Below are 23,788 nucleotides of genomic sequence, written 5' to 3' on the forward strand. Positions count from 1 at the left end.
TTCAATCAACCCCTTTATCTATATCATTTAAACTATAATTCAAAGTCAAGCGAAATCATCAACACAAAATTGTCAAACGAGCCAATTTTCAATAAAATCTCGACTGAACTTCGACTTATTTATTTTAAAGTATACACTCTTAATTATATCAGTTCAAGCAAAGTCTTATTTGTATAAATAACTTTCATTCCATTATCATATGTTCCTATAACAGTATGCTTTCCATGATAGAAAGTATCTTTGAAAATAAAATCAGATTTCAATTGATTATCATGTCCCGTTAAAATAGCTCCTATGCAAGTTAAAGGTGTTCCACCTTTTGGATTTGTTATTCTACATAAAGATTCTATAACATTAAGGAAACAATAATCATTATATGTTGATGGCACTTCTTTATTCAAAGCTATATTTTTTAAAGAATAAAATGCATTATAAAAATCTACATCAGGATAGTTTTTCCACTTTGATAAATCAACATGCAATATAAGTTTATTGTTTTCAATGATTAAATCTTTTTCATGAATTTGAAAGACTGATTTACATGATGATTAAAAACATTCATAACTTTTTATTTTGATAAAGTATCAAAAATAAATTGAATATCACTCACATCATTCAATTGTATCTCTTTCATTTTTATCGTCTCTTTGTTTTATTATATGAAAATCTTTACTGATTGTAAAATTATATTCTTTATTTATTTCCAAAATATTGAAATATGAAGTTGTATAAAAGATTTGTGATATAATCTTTAATAGAGGTGATGAAAATGCAAACATGGTGGAAAGAAGAAATTGTTTATCAAATTTATCCTAAAAGTTTTAAAGATAGTAATCATGATGGTATTGGAGATATTCAAGGAATTATCGAAAAATTAGATTATTTAGAAACTTTAGGCGTGACAATGCTTTGGGTTTGTCCTGTCTATTTATCTCCAATGGATGATAATGGTTATGATATTGCCAATTATTATCAGATTCATCCCGATTTTGGAACAATGGAGGATATGGATGAACTGATTCAAAAAGCTAAAGAGAAAAATATTAAAATTATTATGGATTTAGTCATCAATCATACATCAGATGAACATGCATGGTTCCAAGAAGCACTAAAAAATCCTGATAGTCCTTATCGTCAATATTATATATTTAAAGAAGGTGTTCATCATCAACCACCTACAAATTGGCGTTCTGTTTTTAGTGGTTCTGTATGGGAAGAAGTTCCTGATGAAGAAAATATGTACTATTTTCATTCTTTTTCTAAAAAACAACCTGATCTCAATTGGGAAAATCCACAAATGCGTGAAGATATTTATCGTATGGTGAATTGGTGGCTTGAAAAAGGAATAGCTGGTTTTAGAGTCGACGCAATTAACTTTATCAAAAAAGATCAAAGTTGGCAAAATGGTCCAGTTGATGGCGCTGATGGGTTATCTTCTTGTTTTGAATTTACAAGAAATCAACCTGGTATTGAAGTTTTCTTTCAAGAATTAAGAGAAAAGACTTTTGATGTCCATCAATGTATGACAGTTGCGGAAGCTGTTGGTGTTCCTTATCATCAATTAGATATATTTATTGGACAAAAAGGATGTTTCTCAATGATGTTTGATTTTAATTATTCACATATTGATATTACAGAACATGAAGAATGGTTTCCTATTCAAAATTGGACAATGCAGGAATATAAAGATAAACTCTTTTTAAGTCAAAAAGAAATATTTAAAACTGGATGGTGTGGTGTCTTTTTAGAAAATCATGATATGCAAAGAAGTTTAAATAGATTAATACGTGAACCTAAAGAACGTACTTTTCAAAGTGCCAAAGCACTTGGTCAATTATTTATGTTTTTAAAAGGTACACCTTTCATTTATCAAGGTGAAGAAATTGGTATGATTAATAATCATCGACTTTCCATTGAAGATTTTGATGATTTAAATTCACATGCTCAATATCGTAGAGCCTTACAAGAAGGTTACAATCAAGAAGAAGCCCTTGAATTTGTGAATCGTCGTAGTCGTGATAATACTCGTTCGCCTATGAGTTGGAACAATCAACTCTATGCAGGATTTGGTGATGTCAAACCTTGGTTAAAGAATAATGAATATTATCAAGAAATCAATGTTGAAAAACAAGAGAATGACCCAGAATCCGTTTTATCTTATTATCGACAGATGATTGCGTTAAGAAAAAATCCTTTGTATCAACAAACTTTTGTATATGGTGATTTTATTCCATTAGACACGGAAGAATATGTCATTGCCTATATACGACAAGATCAACACAATAAGATTTTATGTATTCATAATCTTCAAAATAAAACAACATCTTTTTCATTAGAAAATGATTCAAAAATTCTTTTATCTAATGATCAAGTCATTATCAATCAACAACAGATTCAACTTTTGCCATATCAAGCAATTATTTTACAAATAGTTTGATAGGAGGTTTGTTTCATGAAACAAATAGAAAGTTTAAATAAACATATTGTCATCTATCCAATCTATGGTAATCAGCCAGTTGATTCTTGGCTTTGTGATGCTTTAGGATATGATGTCAATGATATTCAAAACATCTGATGTTAGTACAGCCGAAATATTGGTAAGAAGTTTTGTGACATTTTTCTCACAACAAAAATAGCACTTTTGTGCTATTTTTTAGTCTAATTCAAATTGTCCAGTATACAATTGATAATAACGTCCTTTTTGTTCGATTAATTCATCATGACTTCCACGTTCAATGATTTCACCATGATCTAAAACCATAATCGCATTAGAATTTCTAACCGTTGATAATCTATGAGCAATCACAAAAACAGTACGATTTTCCATTAAACGATCCATACCTTTTTCAATCAATTTTTCGGTACGAGTATCAATAGAACTTGTCGCTTCATCTAAAATCAAAACTGGAGGATTCGCAATCGCTGCTCTAGCAATCGCCAATAATTGACGTTGTCCTTGTGAAAGATTGGCTCCGTCACCACTCAACATTGTGTCATAGCCATTAGGCAATCTTTTAATAAAGCTATGGGCATTCGCTAATTTAGCGGCTTCAATGACTTCATCCATTGTTGCATCTAATTTTCCGTATCGTATATTATCAGCAATTGTTCCTGTAAATAAATGTGTATCTTGTAAAACAATGGATATAGAATGTCTTAAATCTTCTTTCATAATAAGCTTAATATCTATTCCATCATAAGTAATACTTCCACTATGAATATCATAAAAGCGATTAATCAAATTTGTAATCGTTGTTTTTCCTGCACCTGTACTTCCTACAAAAGCAATCTTTTGTCCTGGTTTCGCAAACAAGTTGATATTCTTTAAAATAGGAACATTTTCTTCATAACCAAAAACAACATCATGAAAACGCACATCTCCCTTTAATTCCACCAGGTCCACACCGCCATCACTTCGTGGATGTCGCCATGCCCAATATCCTGTATGTTCATGACATTCATACAAATGTCCATCTTGATCTTTTCTGACTCTTGTTAATGTTACTTTTCCTTCATCAATTTCAGGTTTTTCAGACATCATCTGGAAGATTCTTTCTGCCCCTGCTATCGCCGCTAAAATAAAGTTTAACTGTTGGGTAAATTGATTAATAGGTTGCGCTGTTTGTCTGACAAAAACAAGATATGATGATAAACTTCCTAAATCCATAAACCCATGAATGGTTAAAAAACCACCTACGCATGCCACAATCGCATAATTAAAATAAGAAAGGCTTACAACTGTAGGAATACTACGTCCTGAATAGGTTAAAGCATTTGTCGCTGCTTCTTGTAAAATAACATTGCGGCGATTAAATTCTTCAATATTTGCTTGTTCATGATTAAACACCTTAACAACTTTGACTCCATCCACCATTTCTTCAATAAATCCATTCAAGTTTCCTAGTGCTGCCTGTTGTTTAGAAAAATAATGTTTACTACGTTTCGTTAAATATTGAATCATGATATACATTATAATCATACTAACAAAAACAATAAGTGATAACTGCCAACTTAAAACAAAAATTAAGGTTAATGTTCCAACAATCATCATAAAACTTTGAATCAAGTTATCAAAACAGTTATTCAAAGCATCTTGAACTGTATCTAAGTCATTCGTAAAATGACTCATCATTTCTCCATGTGTATGACTATCAAAATAACGAATAGGTAATTTCTGTGTTTTTTCAAATAATTCTTGTCGCATTTCTTTCACAATCTTTTGTGAAGTATGCACCATTAACTGTTTATAAATAGCTGTTGACGTTGCTCCAATCATATAAACAATAACCATAAAAACAATAAAATGAAATAAACCATCATAATCTCCTGGCATTAAATAACGATTAATCACTGTACGAATTTGAAATGTTCCCCATAGATTAATACCAGTACTCAACATAACCAATAAAGCAACAATACTTAAAGCATATTTATGATAACCAATATATTTTTTAAAGGAGCGTAAAGTTTTCGTCATATCCTGTGGTCTTGCATTTGAAATTTGTTTTGCCATTATAAACCAGCTCCTTCCCTTTGAGAATAATAAATATCTTGATAAATAGCATCATGAGCTAACAATTCATCATGTGTTCCTATCGCATGAATATGACCATCATCTAAAATTACAATTTGATCTGCATGTTGAACACTTGATACACGTTGAGCAATAATAATTTTGGTTGTATCTTTTAAAGATGCCAAGCCTTCTCTAATACTTGCTTCAGTGGCTGTATCTACGGCACTTGTCGAATCATCTAAAATAAGAACTTTAGGCTTTTTGAGTAACGCTCTGGCAATACACAATCTTTGTTTTTGTCCACCTGAAACATTGACTCCACCCTGTCCCATATCAGTTTGATAACCATCAGGAAAATTGTTGATAAATTCATCAACACAAGCAATATGACACGCCCATTCTATATCTTGTTGACTAGCCTCTTTATTTCCCCAAAGTAAATTATCTAAAATCGTTCCACTAAATAATGTATTTTTCTGTAAAACCATCCCGACACTATCTCTTAAATGTTCTACGGAATAATCTTTCACATTATGTCCATCCACCAAAACTTCTCCTTCACTAACATCATAAAGTCTAGGAATCAACTGAACAAGACTTGTTTTGGCAGAACCTGTTCCTCCCAATATACCAATAGTTGAACCACTTGGAATATGCAAATCTATATCCGTTAAAACATATTCTTTGGCACTGGCTTTATATTTAAAATAAACATGATGAAAATCTATATCTCCGTGTTTCACTTCTAAAGATGTATTTTGAGGATCATGAATATCTGGGACTTCGTCTAAAACTTCTACAATACGTTCACAACTGGCAATGGAACGTGTCAACATTAAAAAGACAGCAGAAATCATCATTAAAGAATTTAAAATCTGTAAAACATAACTTAAAAAGCCTGTTAATTCACCAACTTGCATAGTACCATTTAAAATCATTTGTCCTCCAAAAATAAAATGGATACAATCGTTAAATACATAACATATTGAAACAATGGCATATTCCATACGGATGTACGAAAAGCTTTTTCACTATTTTGTTTCAATCCTTCATTCATCTTTTCAAACTTACTGGCTTCATAGCCTTCTCTGACATATGATTTGACAACACGCATCGCATTTAAATTCTCTTGAACAACGGTATTGATTTGATCCACACTTGATTGCATCAATTTATAAAGAGGTCCTACTCTTTTGACAATCACAAACAAACCAATTCCCAATATAGGTGTCGCAACAATAAAAATCAAAGCCAATTTAGCATTAATTGTAAAAGTAAAAAACAATGCCAACAACAACATAAAAGGTGCACGTACTAATGGTCTAATACCATTACAAATGGCATTTTGAATAATGATGACATCACTTGTTAAACGAGTAATTAAAGATGATGTTGAAAAATGATCAGTATTCGCAAAAGAAAAATTCTGAACCTTTTCAAACTCATCTTTTCTAAGTTCTGCCCCAAAACCTTGTCCTGCCCTCGCTGCAAAACGTGCATATAAAACGCCTAGAAAATAAGCAATCGTTGCGCATATTACCATCAAAACACCCTGGATTACAATATAATTGGTATCTTGACTCGCCACCCCAACATCTATAATATTAGCCATTAATATGGGAATGACTAATTCAAATATTGTTTCACCAATAATACATAAACAAGCCCATACAAAATAACGACGATATTTTTGAGTATAAGGCCATAAACGTTTTAACATCTTTTCTCCTCCTATAAAATCTCTTTCCCAGTTAAATTTGTATACATTCTACATAAGTATTCCTGAAACTGCTTTTTTCATCCTCACTGAACCCTTTTAATGAAATCTGTTCAACTTCTAAACAATGCTCATTCCATTTTTTCAAAGCACTTTCTCCTGTTTCAGTCAAATTCAATTGATAAGCACGTTTATTTTGAGGATTAATCGCTTTTACAATCATTTTTTTATCAGCTAAATTATCAAGGATCTTACTCACTGTTGCACTTTCAACATCACATTCTTTTGCGATATCTTTGAGCTTACAATTTTCATGTGTTTGAATATAACGTAAAACTTTCGGTTGTCCTGGTGATAAATGAAAAAGATTCATATTTGCTCGGTTTTTTTGCCTTTGGGCATGAAAAGCCTTAAAAACTAGCATATAAAATGGTGTTTTCATAATTTCCTCCATTCGTTAGCATCCTAATAATTAGTATACTAATTATTATAGACTTCTTCTTTTCTTTTATCAAGAGAAATGTATGTCATTTCATTTGCTTGTTAAAAATACGAGTGATATAATACATTAAGAAAGAAGGTCGATGACACATGAGTAAAGTTGATATTATTTCAGGCTTTTTAGGAGCTGGAAAAACAACATTAATTAAAAAATTAATCCAAGAATGTCTTGGAAATGAAAAAGTTGTCTTAATTGAAAATGAATTTGGTGAAATTGGTATAGATGGAAGCTTTTTAAAAGAAGCTGGAATTGAAATTACAGAAATGAACTCTGGATGTATTTGTTGTTCATTAGTTGGTGATTTTAGTGAAGCTTTGAAAAAGTTGTTGCCCAATATCATCCTGATCGTATTATTATTGAACCATCAGGAGTTGGAAAATTATCTGATGTGATTAAAGCCGTGCAAGATGTTCATAGTGAAGAACTTAAACTAAACAGTTTTGTGACTGTTATTGATGTCAAAAAATGCAAAACATATTCTTTAAACTTCGGTGAATTCTTTAATAACCAGATTGAATATGCATCTTCAGTGATTTTAAGTCGTACACAAGATGTTTCACAAGACAAAATACAAGAAGCGATTGAAATCATCAAATCCATGAATACTTCAGCTTCTATTATTACAACAGCTTGGGATGAATTAAGTGGCGAAGTGATTTTACAAACAATTGAAAATCAAAATTCTTTACAAGATATATTAATGAAAGAAGCAGATATTTGTCCTGAATGTGGACATCATCATGAAGACGATGAACATTGTCATCATGGACACCGCCATGAAGAACATGAATGTTGCCAACACGAACATCACCATGAAGAACATGAGTGTGGTTGTGGACATCATCACCACCATCACCATGCTGATGAAGTTTTCACAAGTTTAGGAAAAGAAACGATTCATACATATACACATGAACAATTAGAAGATATTTTAAAAAGCTTAGCTTCATCTGATGAATATGGAAATATCTTACGTGCTAAAGGTATTTTGATGACATCCGATAAAAAATGGTTACATTTTGATTTAGTGCCTGGAGAATATGAAATTCGTTTTGGACCTGCTGATTATACAGGACGTTTATGTGTGATTGGAAAAGATTTAGTAGAAGATAAAATTTATCAATTATTCGGAGTTGAATAATGAAAACAAGAATATATTTATTTACTGGATTTTTAGATAGTGGAAAAACATCATTTATTAATGATACCATTACCACAACAGATTTTTGTCAAGATGAAAAAACATTACTGATTGTCAGTGAACAAGGAGAAAAAGAATATCAACAAGAAGAAATTGAATCTTTTAACTGTGATATTGTCTATATTCGTAAAGAAGATGAATTTTGTCTTGAATTTCTTGAAGAACTTGAAAAGAAATATCATCCGACTCAAGTTTTAATGGAAGTCAATGGGATGTTTAATGTAGATCGTTTGATTGAATGTGAAAAACCTAAAGATTGGGAAGTTGTGCAAGTCTTAACAACTATTAATGCAAAAACTTTTGGATTATATATTCAAAATATGCGTTCTTTGCTTTATCAACATGTTGTACACAGTGATTTACTTATTTTCAATCGTATTGATGAATCAACAAAAAAATCATTTTTACGTAATAACATTAAAGCGATTAATTCAACTTGCCAAATCATTTATGAAAAAGAGGATGGTACTGTCAATACTTTAGAAGATGATGAACTTCCTTTTGATATAACACAAGACTATATTCAAGTCTTAGATCATGATTTTGGATTGTTTTGTATGGATGCTTTAGACCATCCTGATAAATATGATCATAAAAAAGTAACTTTAAGAGGTAAATTTATTGGTCGTGATAAACAGCTTGAAAACGGTTTTGTCTTAGGCCGTTTAGCAATGGTATGTTGTGAAGAAGATACCTCTTTGATTGGTATGGTTTGTGAACACCCTACCAGTAAACAACTGATTCCTAATGAATGGATTGAAGTCACTGGAATCATTGATGTTCAGTATGATCCAGATATTAACGGGAATTTCTGTTTATTAAAAGTGGATGACTTAAAAGTCATTCCACCTTTACAAAATGAATATGTAACATTTGATTAATCTGTAAATTGATATTTATCTATTTAATCCTCTATAAACCCTGTATTTTCAAGGCATATCGCCTATTAAATGTTCAAACCTTATGTATTTTCCCTTGTTTTTGCCCTTATGAGCCAAAACAAGGGAAATTTTATTCTCCGCCGATTACCTTATCCAGCAGTCTTGCGTAAGTACGCTTTGCTTCCCTTGTAGCGTGAGCGTAAATGTTCATTGCGGTACTGACATCAGCGTGTCCGAGAAGTTCCTGCACATCTTTAGGTGCAGCACCGTTTGAAAGCAGATTACTTGTATAAGTGTGTCTGAGCATATGGAAGTGGATGTCCTCCAATCCCTCCACCTTTTTTCTTGCTGTCTTGCACATAATCCCCACCGTACTCGGTGCTTCAAATGCCCCGTCAGGTCTAAGGCAGACTGTAAACCTCATAATAGGTGCGGTCTTTTTCTTTGACCTCCAAATAGTAATTAAGGCTGTACAGTTCCCCGTATCGGAAACGGTTTTTATGCTGTTCTGCTTTCACAGTTTTCATGATTGCGGCAAGCGTATCGCAAAAGTCCACGGTGCGATTTTTTTACGCTTTGTTGCCCTATTTCTGTTTTGTGTCTTGCCCCGTTGTAACGCATGCTGCGGTGTACTGTCAAATATTGTTCTTCAAGGTTGTTGTCCACCACAGACCTCTCCAATACGCAAGCCTGTATAATAGGCTATCTGTATAGGAAGAAGTGCAGGATTGTTTTTCTTTTTCAGGAAGTCCTCTAATCTCTGATACTGTTCGTAGCTGAGCGTTGGTGTGGAAGCAGTTTATCCGTCCTCGTCCGAGAACAGTTCGTATTCTTCTTTCTTTACTCGCCATACCACATACTGCATCGAGTTAAAGGTTATCACTCTTTTCGGGAATACTGCAAAACGGAACGTCCCTTGCAAAACAAGCTGAAAACAATCGGAGATACCCTTTGCTGAGTGCCTTTGCGGTTGTACCGTCAGGATTTGTGCTGCCAAAGCTGAGAAAATCTATATACGCATGTAAATGATCGGCGGTTACGGTTTTCAGCTTTCGGTTTCCTATCGGGTGCTGTTTGATACAGTTGACCGTTCCTTGATAGGACATTACCGTACCATTGCTGAGATTGCTGGGTTTCAGTTCTTCCTCCACCCATAGATCAAGCAGCATACCAACTGTGATGTTTTCAGACTTCGCAACGAATTTCTTTTCCTCATAGTCAGCGATTGCTGTCCGAGTCATACTCGCAGTACCCTCTCCGCGGGTGATTTTATTATCAGTTGCGGAAAGAATGCTTGTTCCGTTTACATCCAAAACTGTAAGACTTGCAGCCAAAACAGTTGTCGGCAATAAGCCGATTATGAGCATACAGCAAATCAATGCTGCCAGCACTTTACTTTTTATTTTCGCTTTCATATTTTCACCCTTTCACTTTATTTTCACTTGATGCAACAAATGCAAAAAGGCGTATTCTTCCTATAATAAAATGGGCAAAATACGCCTTTTAATTGTATGTAGTTTAGGTATTGACAAAAAAATGAAATTAAGCTTAGTTTATTTATTTGCTTGCTAACACTGTGCTGCTCATCATCTTTGTCAATCCCCTTTCTTAAAATAATTTTATTAATGTCATTATACAGAAAAAATTAGTTTATTTTTAATGTTTTTTCAAGAAATAACCAATAATAAATGAATTGTCAATAAAATAAGAGATAAAAATTTGAACTTATGATATCTTTCATGTATAATGGTTTGTGCTTAAAAGAGGTGAAAAAATGGAAGGTTTTTGGTATGAATTAAAACATGTTTGTAAACAGTCAGGAGCAAGATATGGTATTTTACATACACCTCATGGTGATGTAGAAACACCAATGTTTATGCCAGTAGGAACACTCGCTACTGTCAAAGGTATTTCTCCTGAACAATTAAAAGAAATGAATTCACAAGTTATTCTTGCTAATACTTATCACTTATGGTTAAGACCTGGTGAAGATGTGGTGAAAATGGCTGGTGGTTTACATCAATTTATGAATTATGATGGACCTATCTTAACTGATAGTGGTGGTTTTCAAGTCTTTTCTTTAGGAAAGACAAGAAAAATTGAAGAAGAGGGTGTCACTTTTAAAAGTATTGTTGATGGAAAGAAACTCTTTTTATCTCCTGAAAAATCTATTCAAATTCAAAATGATTTAGGAGCTGACATTATTATGAGTTTTGATGAATGTGCGCCTTATCCTTCAACGCATGATTATATGAAAAAGAGTGTGGAAAGAACTTTACGTTGGGCAAAGCGTGGAAAAGATGCTCATAAACGTAAAGACCAAGCATTATTCGGTATTGTGCAAGGTGGAGAATTTGAGGATTTAAGAGAATTAAGTGCTAAAGAATTAGTTAAAATGGATTTTCCAGGTTACTCTATTGGTGGAACAAGTGTCGGTGAACCAAAAGATGTGATGTATAAAATGATAGATGATGCAGTGAAATGGTTACCTGATGATAAACCTCGTTATTTAATGGGTGTTGGAAATCCGATTGATTTAATTGAGGGGGCAATTCGAGGTATTGATATGTTTGACTGTGTTTTACCAACAAGAGTTGCTAGACATGGTGCTTTAATGACACATCATGGTCGTATGAATATCAACAACGAAAAATATAAATATGACTTCACACCAATTGATGAAAAATGTCATTGTTATACATGTCAGAATTATACACGTGCATATTTAAGACATTTACATAAATGTGATGAATTATTTGGAAAAAGTTTACTTTCTATCCATAATGTTGCTTTCTTATTACAATTAAGTGAAGATATAAGAAAAGCCATTCAAGAAGACCGTTTATTAGATTTTAAAGAAGAATTCTTAAATAGTTATGGTAGAGATGTATATGAAAGGGCGTTTTAAATGAAACTAAGTGAATTTGATTATCATTTACCTGAAGAATTAATTGCACAAACTCCTTTAGAAAAAGAGATACTTCTCGTTTAATGGTATTAAATAGAAAAGATGAAACAATTGAAGATAAACATTTCTATGATATTATAGATTATTTGCGTCCAGGTGATATTTTAGTTAGAAACAATACGAAAGTCATTCCTGCCAGACTTTATGGTATCAAAGAAGAAACACATGGTCATGTTGAAGTGTTGTTATTGAAGGATTTAGGGGATAATATTTGGGAATGTTTGGTTGGTAATGCCAGAATTGTCAAAATGAATACAGTCATTACTTTTGGTGATGGTTCTTTAAAAGCCAAATGTGTGTATATTGGTGAAGAAGGTATTCGTCATTTTGAAATGATTTATGATGGGATTTTCTATGAAGTTTTAGATCATTTAGGAACAATGCCTTTACCTCCTTATATTAAAGAAAAGCTTAATGATCAAAATCGTTATCAGACTGTTTATGCAAAAATTGAAGGAAGTGCTGCGGCACCAACTGCCGGTTTACATTTTACCGATGAAATTCTTGAAAAGTTACAAGCCAAAGGTGTTGAAATCTTAGATGTTACTTTACATGTTGGACTAGGTACTTTTAGACCAGTAAAAGTGGATGATGTCTTAGAACATCATATGCATAGTGAATTTTATATGATTGATGAAAAGACAGCACAAAGATTAAATGAAGCCAAAAGTCAACATCAACGTATTATTAGTGTGGGTACAACATCTACAAGAACATTAGAGGCGAACTTTAAAAAATATGGAGAATTTAAAGCGACTCAAGAAAGCACTGATATTTTTATTTATCCAGGATACCAATTTGAAGCGATTGATGCTTTAATTACCAATTTCCATCTTCCTAAATCAACATTAGTGATGCTTGTCAGTGCATTTGCTAGTAAGGATTACATTATGAAAGCTTATCATCATGCGGTGGAAGAAAAATATCGTTTCTTCTCATTTGGTGATTGTATGTTTATTCAATAATGAAAATCAATTATGATTTAAAATTACAGGAAGAACTTCAAAAAATTGGTGATTCTAAACCAACTTTATTATTGCATGTTTGTTGTGGTCCATGTTCAAGTTATGTGATTAAAAGTCTATGTGAACATTTTCAGATTACCATTTATTATTCTAATTCAAACATTTATCCGTTTGAAGAATATCAAAGACGTTTTCAGGAATTATTATCTTTTATTGAAAAGTTTAATCAAGATTTTCACCAAGATATTCAAGTCATTGAAGACCCTTATAACCATAGTGAATGGATATCACATCTTTATCCTTTAAAAGAATATCCTGAAGGAAGTATCAGATGTCGTTTGTGTTATAGTTTAAGAATGCGTAGAACATTTGATTATGCGAATATTCACCATTATGATTATTGGACAACAGTCTTGAGTGTTTCTCCTCATAAAAACAGTCAATGGATTAATGAAATTGGTGAGCAATGGCAAAGTGACTGCCCTAAATTTCTATATGCTGATTTCAAAAAGAATAATGGCTATTTAAAATCTACACAAATGACACAAGAATATGGAATGTATCGTCAAAATTATTGTGGTTGTATGTTTAGCTATGAAGAAATGTTAGAAAGAGAAAAGAATAAAAGAATGCAAAACGAAAGTTTTAAATAAATTTATTGGATACTCTATTTTTTAATTGTTGAAACAAATGATAAAGACTGATTTTTGTATTATACACGAATCAGTCATTTTTGTTTTCATATCATTTTTCTCCTGTAATCTTTTCAGTTTCTTATATTTTTTATAGGATAAAATATTTCCTTGCATCTTGTTATATTATTATTTTTTCTCTACTATAATATATCTCCATCCCATCTTTAAAAACTATAGTTGTTATTCAGTAACAATAAAGAATTTACTCGTCTTTTCTAATTTTAATCATGAGTTTATCTATTCTTAAACTATTAAATCCATGCCTTCATCTTAAAACATGGCTATATTGTCTATTTTTTAAAAACCTTTCTATTTTCATGCTTTATTCACATCTTTTCTATATAATAAAGGTAGGAGGTTATGCTTATGAAAAAATATTTGAATTATTTTATTTTTCGTTATGCATTAACGTATTTTCTTCTTTCATTAATTTGTATCATCACTGCTATCATACCTGAGTTCTTTCTCTTTTTTATAGGTATTGAATTACTCATTTATACATATGTCCTACATAAGAAAAATCGTCTCAAAGAAACTGATTTTTTTATGCAATGTTTCATTATTCTTTTCTTAGCTATGGCTTTAACCATTTCGCTTATTCTTTCCAATGGTTATCTATCTTCACCTTATTGGAATATTTATTATGCTGCTGGATTCCCTTTTCTATTATTCTTTGGTTTGGCCAGCCTTTCAAGAAATTATGCGATTGTATTCATTGCTCCATTAATCATTACTGTAGGTCATTTAATGATGATTTATGCTTTTACAAAGCCAAAAATTTCTGTCAAGAATCTTGTAATCAAAGGATTATGTTTTGTCTTGCTTTGTTCAACAAGTTTCTACATTTATCATAATTCTCCATCAAGAAAATATAAAGGTGGTCATGATTTTGAATATATGGGTGGTTATTCTACAACTGATTTATCACCTTTCTATGTCTATAATCCTAATCATCAACTTGTTGAATTATCAGTTCCTAGTACCTTTACGATAGAAAAAGAAACGGATATGCCTACCTTAGATGGTGCCGAAGCTTGTTATCCAGTATATAGTGCTATTGCCAAAGCTGTTTATAAAGATATTGATAAAATTGAAGAAGACTATACTCTCACAGAAGATTATCTTGATAATAATACAAATGGAAAAATTGTAACTTTTACAAATACTTCAGTAGGATATTCTCGTTTAATACAAGGTGAAGTTGATATGTTTTTTGGAGCAAAACCATCACAGTCACAATTAGAAGAAGCCAAAGAAGCTGGCGTAGAATTTGAATATACACCTATTGGTCAAGAAGCTTTTATCTTCTTTGTGAATACAAATAACCCCGTTTCTAATCTTTCTTCCAATCAAATTCGTTCAATTTATCATGGTGATATTACACATTGGAATGAAGTGGGTGGAAACAATCAAGAAATACTTGCTTTCCAAAGACCAGAAAGATCTGGAAGTCAAGCTATGATGACTTATTTCATGGGTGATGTGTCTTTAAAAGAACCACTTCAATATGAGTATGTATCAGGTATGACAGGTATTATTTCTCAAACTGCTGAATATAATGGAGAAGATGATGCAATTGGCTACACTTTTAAATATTTCTTAGAAGGACTTCATCAAGAGCAGAATGTTAAGATTCTTTCTATTGACGGCGTTGAACCAACTGCTGAAAACATTAAATCAAAGACTTATCCTTTATCTACTTATTTATATTGTGTGACTTTAAAATCTAATGAAAAAGAAAATGTGCAAAAATTAAAAGATTATCTCCTTTCTCCTCAAGGTCAATACATTATTGAGCAAACTGGATATTGTTCTCTTTCCAACTCTTAAAAAGATGGTGATAAACAAAAAAGTTTTATCACCATTTCTTATTAAGTTAATAAAAGCATGTTATTTTTTTAAGGAGTTGATGCGATGAATTTGTATTTTGTATTAGTGGGATGTGTCATTCTTATATGTATTTTATTAAATCGTTTTTTAGACAAATTAGCTATTCCTTCTTTATTATTCTTTATTTTACTCGGGGAATGGTATTTTAGGTGTTGTTTTCAATGATTATCAAATTGCCGAAATGATTTATTCAACAAGCTTAATTTTTATTATGTTCTATGGTGGTTTTGGTACCAATTTAAATGTAGCCAAACCAGTTCTTGTTAAATCAATACTTTTATCAACCATTGTTGTATTATTTACAGCTTTTCTCGTTGCTGGTTTCGTTTATTTTGTTTTTGATTTAACTTGGTTACAAAGTTTATTGATTGGTTCTGTCATTTCATCTACTGATGCAACATCAGTCTTTAATATTTTACGTTCTCGACATTCATCTTTAAAATATGGAACAAATTCTCTGCTAGAAGTGGAATCAGGTTCCAATGACCCTGTGTCTTATATGTTGACAATCTCGGTTATTATGTTAATGACTGGTCAAGATATTTCTTTACCTATTATGGTTTTCCAACAAATTGTATTTGGTCTTTTATGTGGTTTCTGTATTGGAAAAATTATTGTAAAAATATTAAATACAATTCATGTTGATGAAAGCTATGAAAATACAGTGCTTATTTTTGCAAGTAGTATTGTTGCCTATGCCTTAGCCAATATATTAGGTGGCAATGGTTATTTAAGTGTATATATATGTGGAGCTATTTTAGGGAACAGCTATATTCCACATAAAAAAGATATGGTTCATTTCTATGAAACACTCACAAAAATAGCTCAGGTTCTCATTTTCTTTTTATTAGTTTTATTGGTGACACCTTTTGAACTTCCACAAGTTATTATTCCTGCTATTTGTATTATGATTTTCTTAACGCTCATAGCCCGTCCTTTATCTATTGCTTTATTATTAACACCATTTCGTGCTCCACTTCAACAAATCACAGTTGTATCATGGGCAGAATTAAGAGGTGTTGCTTCGATTGTATTTGCCATATACACTGTGCTATATCAAGTCGATTTACCTTTTGATTTATTTAATCTTGTCTTTTGTATTGTTTTATTATCATTATCAATTCAAGGATCTTTACTTCCATATATTTCTCAAAAATGTCATATGATTAATCCACATGTGGATATTATGCGTACTTTTAATGATTATCAGGAAGATAATGATATTAGTTTTGTAAAAATGAAAATTGAAAGATATTGATAGTCATGGTTTATTAGTCATATTAATCGCAAGAGGTCATCAAACAATTATTCCTAATGGTGAAACAGAAATATTAGAAAATGATTTGTTTGTCTTAGCTGCAAAGAAATTTGAAAATAGAGAGAACATTCATCTTGATGAAACCTATATTCATAAATCACATAAATGGAAAAATAAACAGATTAAAGATATTTCTTTACCAGATGATCAACTTGTCATTATGATTCAGCGTGATCAAAAATCAATTGTTCCTAATGGAACAACACCTATTTTAGAAAAAGATACACTTGTGACTATTCAAATTCATGAAGAAAAATAGTGAAGTCATGACGACCTCACTATTTTTTATTCACGAATTGTTTCATCATTAGTATAAGTGACATTCTGATTGTCATCTTTAATAAAAGTAAGTTTAAAATCATGTATTTCTTTACTGTTATCTGAATTTACATATTCCATAGAGAAACATGCCACATTTTTATCTAAAACTATTCCATCTTCTTTTCTATATTTACCGTTACGTTCATCTCCAAGAGTGACTTGATGAATCACATCATTATCATCAACAATAAATAATGTTTGTGATGAACCATCATCCTTATTTTCGCCAATAGCTACTAATTGAATAGGAGCATTATCACTTGTTCCTTTTTGGGTATCAAGAATATTAAAGTTTGGATATTCCTGTAATATTTGATTTTCAAACTTTTCAGAAATAGTATCAGTTGTGACCTCATTTTCATTTTTTTCAACTTCTTTTGATTGACATCCATATATCATCATAAGTACAAGAACAAAGGAAAATATTTTATGAAAGTGCATCTTTTGCATGAGCATCTAATTCTTCCTTACTCATTCTTTTGGTTTCATTTCCTGTACATAATGCTTCAAAATTTTGATAAATATGTTTTGTCATAATCTTTTCCATTGGTTTTGAAAAAAGCGCCTACTGCTTTTACAAGTAAATGAACTCCAGTATTAATTTCCACTTCAATTGTTAATGTGACTTCAATTGCAGATACTTCTGTTACAGTCAAATAAATATAATCATGTTCTTTCTTTGTATCACTTACACCTTCAATAATAACCTGTTTTTTAGCTTCATCAAAAGTTGAAGTATAATGTGCTGTGACATTAGCTTTTTCATTTGAACTCGTTGTTTTTGCCGTCCATTCTGTATCAGAGATAACTGTCACTTCTGTTCCTGGCGAAACATCTAAATGACTTGGTTTTTGTAATGTCTTCCACGCAGTTTCTAAAGTGAAAGGAAAATTTTCTTCATGTTTAAATTTTATTGTCTTCCCTCTTTTCTTATTTCCTTTAATTTTATTCTAACAAAGTTTATTTATAAGTTCAATAAAATGGAGTAAAGCATTTGAAATGACTATACATTAATATTTTTAACGATTGCATATGATGAACTCAAAAATTAATTTGCTGTTGTATATTAATATCATTATTTGAAATCAAACTTTTTTTCATCTATGAAAAGATAAATTATTAATAGTTTACTATGATGTATTTTATTGACAAATATTTTAGTACCTTTTATCAACAAAGGACCTCTATATTAATAAGAGATCCTTTGTTTATTATTTATAAAATTGTGGTAAATATTTTTGATGAGCTTCTAACATTTCATCTAAGATTTTCTTAGCTATAATTTCACTTTGAACTAATGGGTTAATAGTCATTGCGACTAAAGCATCATCATAATTACCACTCAATGCTACATTGGTTGTCAAAATTTCAAAAGCTTTTAATTGTTGAATCAATCCTACTGTCTGTAAAGGAAGTTCGCCTACTTGAATAGGAATAGGTCCATCTTTGGTAATTTTACAGCTGACTTCCACTACAACATCATCAGGCAAATTAGAAATAGCTCCTTGATTTAAAGTATCAACAACTTGTATATCCCCTTTATCATTATATAAAGATGAAATCAAATTACAAGCTGCATCACTATAATAAGCACCACCACGTTTTTCTAATTCTTTAGGCTTGACATCTAAATTGACATCTTTATATTTTTCAAATAATTCTTTTTCAACTTGTTTAACCACTTGTGCACGGCATTGTCCTTTCGATGCATCTTCTTGACAGTGTTCTAACATTTGTTGTTTTTGTAAATAGTAACGTAAATAACCAATACCCAAATATCCAAAACTATTTAAAAATTCTTTTGACCATGGAATATCTACAATATTCTTTAAAGTTTCACTATTACCTTCATCAATCATCCTATCAATTAACTGACGATTTGCATTTTTTCCATTCAATGTAATGTCTAAGGCAAAAATCATATGGTTAATTCCACCGATTTTGACATCTAATTGATCATTTTCTTGAACTTTTAAAATATGTTCAATATCTTTAATCATATTGACAGGTCCATTACATAACCCAATAAACTTTTTCCAACCAGTATGTCTAAACACAGCTTCAGCATTAATACCTGAAGGATTTGTAAAAGAGATAATCCATGCATTTGGACATAATTTTTCACAATCTTTAATAATATCAAAGATAACTGGGATTGTTCTTAAGGCTTTAAACATGCCTCCTGGACCATTGGTTTCTTGTCCAATCACACCATATTTTAAGGGAATTAATTCATCTTTTTCTCTGGCATCCAATTGTCCAACTCTAAATTGTGTTGTGACAAAATCGGCATCTTTTAAAGCTTCTTGACGATTTAAAGTTAAATGAATGTCCATTGGAATCTTAGCTTTTTTAGCCATTCTTTTCGCTAGATTTCCAACAATCTCTAATTTATGTTTGCCTTCTTCAATATCAACAAGCCATAACTCTCTAACTGGTAATTCATCATATCTTTTAATAAAACCCTCAATCAGTTCTGGAGTATATGAAGAACCTCCACCAATGGTTACAATTTTAATACCTTTCATAATCTTCCTCCTTTAATTGACTAGCAGCCCCCTGATCTAAACAGACAAGTACATGGTCATGGTTTTGAATAACAGAACTTGGAAAATCTGATGTCACTTCACCATAAATCATCTTTTCAACAAGTTTTGCTTTCTTTTGTCCTTTCGCCATCATGATTAATTGATGTGCTTTCATAATTGTACCAATGCCTTGTGTCACACCTTGTCTAGGTACATCTTGAATATTATCAAACCCATAATCTAAAGAACTTTCAATAGATTCCTGATGTAAATCAACGACATGACACATTCCATCTAATGGACTCCCTGGTTCATTATAGGCAATATGTCCATCCATACCAATACCTAGAATTTGAATATCAATCGGATTATTTTTAATTAATGATTCATATCTTTGACATTCTTGATCCATATCCTGTTGAGAACCATCTAATACATGAATGCTTTCTAATCGAATATCAATATGTGAAAATAAATCCTTTTTCATTGCACTGGCAAAGCTGCGAGGATGTCCAGGTTTTAATCCCACATATTCATCCAAATTAAAAGCCTGTATATTTTGAAAGCTCACTTTTCCTTTTTGATAGCTTTCAATCAAATATTTATAAACACCTAAAGGTGTTGAACCTGTCGCAAAACCAATATTGGCATGACCATGCTTTCTAATAAAATCACAGATATACTCTCCTACATGTGCATCAAGACTTTTTCTTGATCAAAGACAAGAATCTTCATAAATAACCTCCTTATTTACTAATTCATTTTTCTTGGCATTGTCCAAAAATTGTTTATCAACTGCTTTAACAAATGGGAAATAAATAATAATTGCGATAATGAAATTAATAATTTGTAAAATTACTGCTCTCCATCCTCCTGCTAACCATCCTGAAATAAAGACTGGAGTTGTCCAAGGAATTTCAATTCCTGTTAGAAGTGGAACCAAACCTAACGACATAGCAATATAGGTTGTCACGCATAAAACAACTGGAACTATAATAAATGGTATCATCATTATAGGGTTCAAGACAATAGGAATTCCAAAAATAACTGGTTCATTGATATTAAATATAGCTGCTGGTCCTGCTAATTTAGCAACTGTTTTCAATTCTGGGCTCTTGGCACTCATCCAAATACATACCAACAAAGAGAAAGTTGCTCCTGTTCCTCCAGCAATTAAGTAAACATCTCTAAATTGTTGACAAATAATATTGGCTGGATCTAATCCTGATGATACTAACGCTAAATTTTCTGCTGATAAACCTCTCCAAATTGGTCCCATAACCGAACTCACAACAGTATCTCCATGGATACCAAAACACCATAACAAACTAATTAATGCTTCACTAATCATTTGTGATGGTAAAGAATTACCTAAAGCATATAATGGTTGTTGTAAACATTGATAAATCAAATTAAAGATAGTTTCATATGGTGTTGCTTCAAATAAGACTTTTACAATAAAGACAACCGTTAAAATAATTGCTGCTGGTATTAATGATGAAAATGAGCGGCTGACTGCTGGTGGCACTGAATCAGGCATCTTAATAACCCAACCTTTATTCTTAATCCAACGATAAGCTTCAACTGTAAAAATTGTCACAATCATCGCTACAAACAAACCTGCTGCACCTAAATAATCCATTGGAATGACACCACCTGATGTCACAGCTTCTCCTGAATCAGTTGTTAGTGTAATAAAAAAATTATTTAACAACAAAAATGTAATAACTGGTAAAATCATTATTTCTGGTTTCGCTAATATTAGCGAAATTATTTAATGTTTAATTTTCTTAAACAAATCTTCAGCTTGTTTATATATCGTTTGTCCATCAAGTTTTCCATATGCCTTCATATCCATTAATCCAACAATTTGAGTTCTTGGCTTAATCATACGTTCAATAACAGGAATTCTAAATCTAATTTGAGGACTTGCTAATAAAACATCATATTCATCAATTACACTTGGCAACTCTTCAAATGATGTTGACTCAATATAATCTCCTTCTCTAGCATATTGGTACATTGCTTGTACAAGCAAACTTGTAGACATTCCCTGTCCACACACCAATAAAATCTTCATTGTTTGTTGACTATATGTACGTTCATTTCCTAAAAACTCTTTAATTTGATAAATTTCCTCATATAAATTTATCAATTCTTTTGATAAATCGTACTGAATCTTAGCATTAGTTAATTGATCTTGAGCATGTACAAAAATAAGATTAGGATTATATGCATCTTCTTTTTCTTTTCTTTTTAACGTTTTTGTTTGATATTTTTGTGCGGCAACAAGCTCTTCATGAGCTTCATTCATCTTCAAATCAGCACTTTCAAAATCACTCATCCTTGCACATTCAATAGCCTCCATTGAACTTGATTTAGAATTTCCAGAATGTAAAATAATTTGTAAAGCCGTATTTTCCATCGCTATTCCCCTCGTATAATATGTATAGAAGTTTGAATTAAGGATTTCTCTTTTTAAACAACTGAGATATCTCAGTTGTTTAAAAAATCCTTGCTTCTACACTCTCTTTTAAGATAATAGTTTCGTTTTGAATCAAGGTTTTATTCTTTTCTCCTGCGGCCATCTTGTTATGTTCGCTTCTAAAAGACTTAATCCTCTGTTCAAGGCGTACTTTATACCCGAATGAGTTTGTTGCAGCAGTGTATTCTCACTTGTCTCCGCATTTACGAGGTTGCGTTTGTCTTGATTTAGAGGTGCAATTCAAAACCATTTACATACTTTAGAAAGAAGGTCATTTTTTATGAAAAATTACAATTACAATCTTTATGTTGGCATTGATGTCTCTAAAGGCAAGGCTGATGCTGCTGTTCTGGCTGTCCCTGAATTAAGATCGGTCAAACCTCATTTCCTTAGAAAAAAATTATCTTTTAAGTTTATTAAATCTGAAGTTGTTGAGTTTTTAAATACTGTTAGAAAGTATTCCAGTGATCAGTACTGTCTCCACACTTATTTTGCTTTGGAAGTCACTGGCATATATTCTACTAATATCTACACCTTTATTAAACAAAACTGTAATAGCGATGAAGAAATCCATCAGCTTAATACGGATTTCGTTAATAAATGGAGAGAAAGCCATAATATATCTAAATCTGATCCTTTGGATGCTCAAACCATCTGTTCCATTATCGGTACTGATGATCAGGTCAAATATGTTTCAGATTCTGTTTTTGAAAACAAAAACGGATATCAAGATCTTAAGGCTCTCGTTCACAGACACTATCAGATTAAAAAACTCTATTCTCAGGAAACTAACCGTCTCATTGCCCTTTGTGATTGTTATTTCCCTGAACTTCAGTATGTTTTTGAACCTAAATCAGCTGCTTTCCTGGCTGTCTTATCTCAATATCCTACTTCGCATGATATCATAAATGCTTCCAAAAATGAAGTGTTTCATCTTGTTTACGAAGCAACTAGACATCGCTGCAGTATGGATAAGATTGATAAGCTTTTCAATTATGCTCAGGATACACTGGTTCCACATGTATCCGATCATATGAGATATGTTATTTCCAACACTGTTGAAAGCATCATCCATATTCGTACACAATTGAAACTGATTGAAAAAGATATCAGAAAGCTTGCTGCCACTTTTAATGTTTACAGTCTGCTGTTGACCATCACTGGCTGTGGTCCTTTGACTGCCGCTGTTATCATCGCTGAAACCGGAGACATCTTCAGATTCAAAAATGCTGATCATTATGTCTCTTACAGTGGTTCATCACCACGTAACAAGCGTTCTGGCAAGTCTGTGGAAATCATGGGCAAGATTTCCAAGAAAGGCTCAAAATACCTGAGACACGCTCTTTACATGATTGCCGAATTTGCCAGACGACATAATCCTGTTCTTAAACACTTATTTGAAAGAGTGAAGAACGGAAATAAAAAGCGTCATAAATTAGCGGTCATTGCAGTTGCCAATCGCATTGCCAGATATATCTATTCAATCATGAAAAACGAAAGCAGTTTTATAATCATGCATGAAAATATCATGCGATTACCAGAAGAAACCCGAAATACGTTCTTCAATTCAATATCTTTAGATTTTCCAAAGAATACCAGAAAACAGATTTATCAGTATTCTGATATCAATGGTGAAATCCATCGCTTTGTTTATAGGAACGAAGCAACGGAATCAGTAGCTTAAAAACAAAGAAAACCTAAAATGTAAGAGCTTTCAAACACTGAGTTTTGAGAAGTTGTTTTTAGTGCACCCAAAAATCCACTAAAAACATCAAAGAACATCGGATTGCTCCTCTAAATC

The 23,788-nt window shown here is 31.8% G+C and carries 20 protein-coding genes and 4 pseudogenes; 12 read left to right on the forward strand and 12 right to left on the reverse strand.

Translation table 11 applies throughout. The annotated features are described in order from the left end of the window. Positions 1 to 143 precede the first annotated feature (143 nt). Positions 144 to 482, reverse strand: coding sequence for a hypothetical protein (locus NMU03_RS05645; RefSeq protein WP_290141682.1), 339 nt, complete (start codon positions 480 to 482; stop codon positions 144 to 146). A 287-nt stretch (positions 483 to 769) separates the two neighbouring features. Here NMU03_RS05645 and NMU03_RS05650 point away from each other — a divergent pair, with 287 nt between their 5' ends. Next, positions 770 to 2,437 carry an alpha-glucosidase gene (locus NMU03_RS05650; RefSeq protein WP_290141683.1) on the forward strand — a complete coding sequence of 556 codons (1,668 nt, stop codon included), beginning with the start codon at positions 770 to 772 and terminating at the stop codon, positions 2,435 to 2,437. A 15-nt stretch (positions 2,438 to 2,452) separates the two neighbouring features. Beyond that, the gene (locus NMU03_RS05655; protein WP_290141684.1) at positions 2,453 to 2,575 is read left to right on the forward strand and encodes a hypothetical protein; all 123 of its coding nucleotides are present in this window, start codon (positions 2,453 to 2,455) and stop codon (positions 2,573 to 2,575) included. Positions 2,576 to 2,653: 78 nt separating this feature from the next. Here the strand turns inward: NMU03_RS05655 and NMU03_RS05660 are convergent, their stop codons facing one another. The 3 genes and pseudogenes from NMU03_RS05660 to NMU03_RS05670 all read right to left on the reverse strand — a co-directional run bounded on the left by NMU03_RS05660 (position 2,654) and on the right by NMU03_RS05670 (position 6,675). Next, a complete protein-coding gene (locus tag NMU03_RS05660; protein ID WP_290141685.1) occupies positions 2,654 to 4,513 on the reverse strand; it encodes an ABC transporter ATP-binding protein in 1,860 nt (619 codons plus the stop codon). Next, positions 4,513 to 6,236, reverse strand: a pseudogene (locus NMU03_RS05665) (ABC transporter ATP-binding protein). Before NMU03_RS05665 ends, NMU03_RS05660 begins: the two are co-directional and overlap by 1 nt. Positions 6,237 to 6,267: 31 nt before the next feature. Continuing rightward, the gene (locus tag NMU03_RS05670; protein WP_290141686.1) at positions 6,268 to 6,675 is read right to left on the reverse strand and encodes a MarR family winged helix-turn-helix transcriptional regulator; all 408 of its coding nucleotides are present in this window, start codon (positions 6,673 to 6,675) and stop codon (positions 6,268 to 6,270) included. Between the two features lie 149 nt (positions 6,676 to 6,824). Between NMU03_RS05670 and NMU03_RS18215 the strand changes: the two are divergent. The 3 genes and pseudogenes from NMU03_RS18215 to NMU03_RS05680 all read left to right on the forward strand — a co-directional run. Next, positions 6,825 to 7,297 (forward strand): annotated as a pseudogene (locus NMU03_RS18215) (GTP-binding protein); the annotation flags it as partial. Positions 7,298 to 7,435: 138 nt separating this feature from the next. Further along, a complete protein-coding gene (locus tag NMU03_RS18220) occupies positions 7,436 to 7,876 on the forward strand; it encodes a CobW C-terminal domain-containing protein (RefSeq protein WP_494337171.1) in 441 nt (146 codons plus the stop codon). Then, entirely contained in the window at positions 7,876 to 8,817 is a 942-nt protein-coding gene (locus NMU03_RS05680) for a TIGR03943 family putative permease subunit (RefSeq protein ID WP_290141687.1), read from the forward strand. Before NMU03_RS18220 ends, NMU03_RS05680 begins: the two co-directional genes overlap by 1 nt. Positions 8,818 to 8,947: 130 nt before the next feature. Here the strand turns inward: NMU03_RS05680 and NMU03_RS18000 are convergent, their stop codons facing one another. Continuing rightward, complete coding sequence (locus NMU03_RS18000; RefSeq protein WP_435372931.1) at positions 8,948 to 9,178, reverse strand: tyrosine-type recombinase/integrase; 231 nt, start codon at positions 9,176 to 9,178, stop codon at positions 8,948 to 8,950. A gap of 508 nt (positions 9,179 to 9,686) precedes the next feature. Continuing rightward, positions 9,687 to 10,232 carry a site-specific integrase gene (locus NMU03_RS18005; RefSeq protein WP_435372932.1) on the reverse strand — a complete coding sequence of 182 codons (546 nt, stop codon included), beginning with the start codon at positions 10,230 to 10,232 and terminating at the stop codon, positions 9,687 to 9,689. A gap of 359 nt (positions 10,233 to 10,591) precedes the next feature. Between NMU03_RS18005 and tgt the strand changes: the two genes are divergently transcribed. The 6 genes and pseudogenes from tgt to NMU03_RS05715 all read left to right on the forward strand — a co-directional run bounded on the left by tgt (position 10,592) and on the right by NMU03_RS05715 (position 16,912). After that, a complete protein-coding gene (tgt, locus tag NMU03_RS05690; protein ID WP_290141688.1) occupies positions 10,592 to 11,725 on the forward strand; it encodes a tRNA guanosine(34) transglycosylase Tgt in 1,134 nt (377 codons plus the stop codon). Next, positions 11,726 to 12,750 (forward strand): annotated as a pseudogene (gene queA / locus NMU03_RS05695) (tRNA preQ1(34) S-adenosylmethionine ribosyltransferase-isomerase QueA). Next, a complete protein-coding gene (locus NMU03_RS05700; RefSeq protein ID WP_290141689.1) occupies positions 12,750 to 13,403 on the forward strand; it encodes an epoxyqueuosine reductase QueH in 654 nt (217 codons plus the stop codon). Before queA ends, NMU03_RS05700 begins: the two are co-directional and overlap by 1 nt. A 408-nt stretch (positions 13,404 to 13,811) precedes the next feature. Further along, complete coding sequence (locus tag NMU03_RS05705) at positions 13,812 to 15,275, forward strand: PstS family phosphate ABC transporter substrate-binding protein (RefSeq protein WP_290141690.1); 1,464 nt, start codon at positions 13,812 to 13,814, stop codon at positions 15,273 to 15,275. A gap of 199 nt (positions 15,276 to 15,474) precedes the next feature. Continuing rightward, a pseudogene (locus NMU03_RS05710) lies at positions 15,475 to 16,593 on the forward strand (potassium/proton antiporter); the annotation flags it as partial. Then, positions 16,580 to 16,912 carry a TrkA C-terminal domain-containing protein gene (locus NMU03_RS05715; protein ID WP_290141691.1) on the forward strand — a complete coding sequence of 111 codons (333 nt, stop codon included), beginning with the start codon at positions 16,580 to 16,582 and terminating at the stop codon, positions 16,910 to 16,912. The pseudogene NMU03_RS05710 and the gene NMU03_RS05715, both read left to right, overlap by 14 nt. Positions 16,913 to 16,938: 26 nt before the next feature. Here NMU03_RS05715 and NMU03_RS05720 read toward each other — a convergent pair whose 3' ends face one another. The 6 genes from NMU03_RS05720 to NMU03_RS05745 form a co-directional block, all read right to left on the reverse strand. After that, on the reverse strand, positions 16,939 to 17,376 hold the full coding sequence (locus NMU03_RS05720; protein WP_290141692.1) for a hypothetical protein: 438 nt from the start codon (positions 17,374 to 17,376) through the stop codon (positions 16,939 to 16,941). Between the two features lie 104 nt (positions 17,377 to 17,480). After that, positions 17,481 to 17,789: a hypothetical protein gene (locus NMU03_RS05725; RefSeq protein ID WP_290141693.1), complete on the reverse strand. Its 309-nt coding sequence runs from the start codon at positions 17,787 to 17,789 to the stop codon at positions 17,481 to 17,483. A 396-nt stretch (positions 17,790 to 18,185) separates the two neighbouring features. Further along, positions 18,186 to 19,502: a 6-phospho-beta-glucosidase gene (locus NMU03_RS05730; RefSeq protein WP_290141694.1), complete on the reverse strand. Its 1,317-nt coding sequence runs from the start codon at positions 19,500 to 19,502 to the stop codon at positions 18,186 to 18,188. Then, positions 19,489 to 20,181 carry a glucosamine-6-phosphate deaminase gene (nagB, locus tag NMU03_RS05735; RefSeq protein WP_435372947.1) on the reverse strand — a complete coding sequence of 231 codons (693 nt, stop codon included), beginning with the start codon at positions 20,179 to 20,181 and terminating at the stop codon, positions 19,489 to 19,491. Before nagB ends, NMU03_RS05730 begins: the two co-directional genes overlap by 14 nt. A 36-nt stretch (positions 20,182 to 20,217) precedes the next feature. Beyond that, positions 20,218 to 21,243, reverse strand: a complete 1,026-nt coding sequence (locus tag NMU03_RS05740) for a PTS sugar transporter subunit IIC (protein WP_290141695.1) — start codon at positions 21,241 to 21,243, stop codon at positions 20,218 to 20,220. 33 nt (positions 21,244 to 21,276) lie between these two features. Beyond that, the gene (locus NMU03_RS05745) at positions 21,277 to 21,927 is read right to left on the reverse strand and encodes a PTS lactose/cellobiose transporter subunit IIA (RefSeq protein WP_290141696.1); all 651 of its coding nucleotides are present in this window, start codon (positions 21,925 to 21,927) and stop codon (positions 21,277 to 21,279) included. A gap of 340 nt (positions 21,928 to 22,267) precedes the next feature. Between NMU03_RS05745 and NMU03_RS05750 the strand changes: the two genes are divergently transcribed. Beyond that, positions 22,268 to 23,671 carry an IS110 family RNA-guided transposase gene (locus tag NMU03_RS05750; RefSeq protein ID WP_290137705.1) on the forward strand — a complete coding sequence of 468 codons (1,404 nt, stop codon included), beginning with the start codon at positions 22,268 to 22,270 and terminating at the stop codon, positions 23,669 to 23,671. Positions 23,672 to 23,788 lie beyond the last annotated feature (117 nt).

This window comes from Allocoprobacillus halotolerans, from assembly GCF_024399475.1.
Classification (GTDB): domain Bacteria; phylum Bacillota_I; class Bacilli_A; order Erysipelotrichales; family Coprobacillaceae; genus Allocoprobacillus; species Allocoprobacillus halotolerans.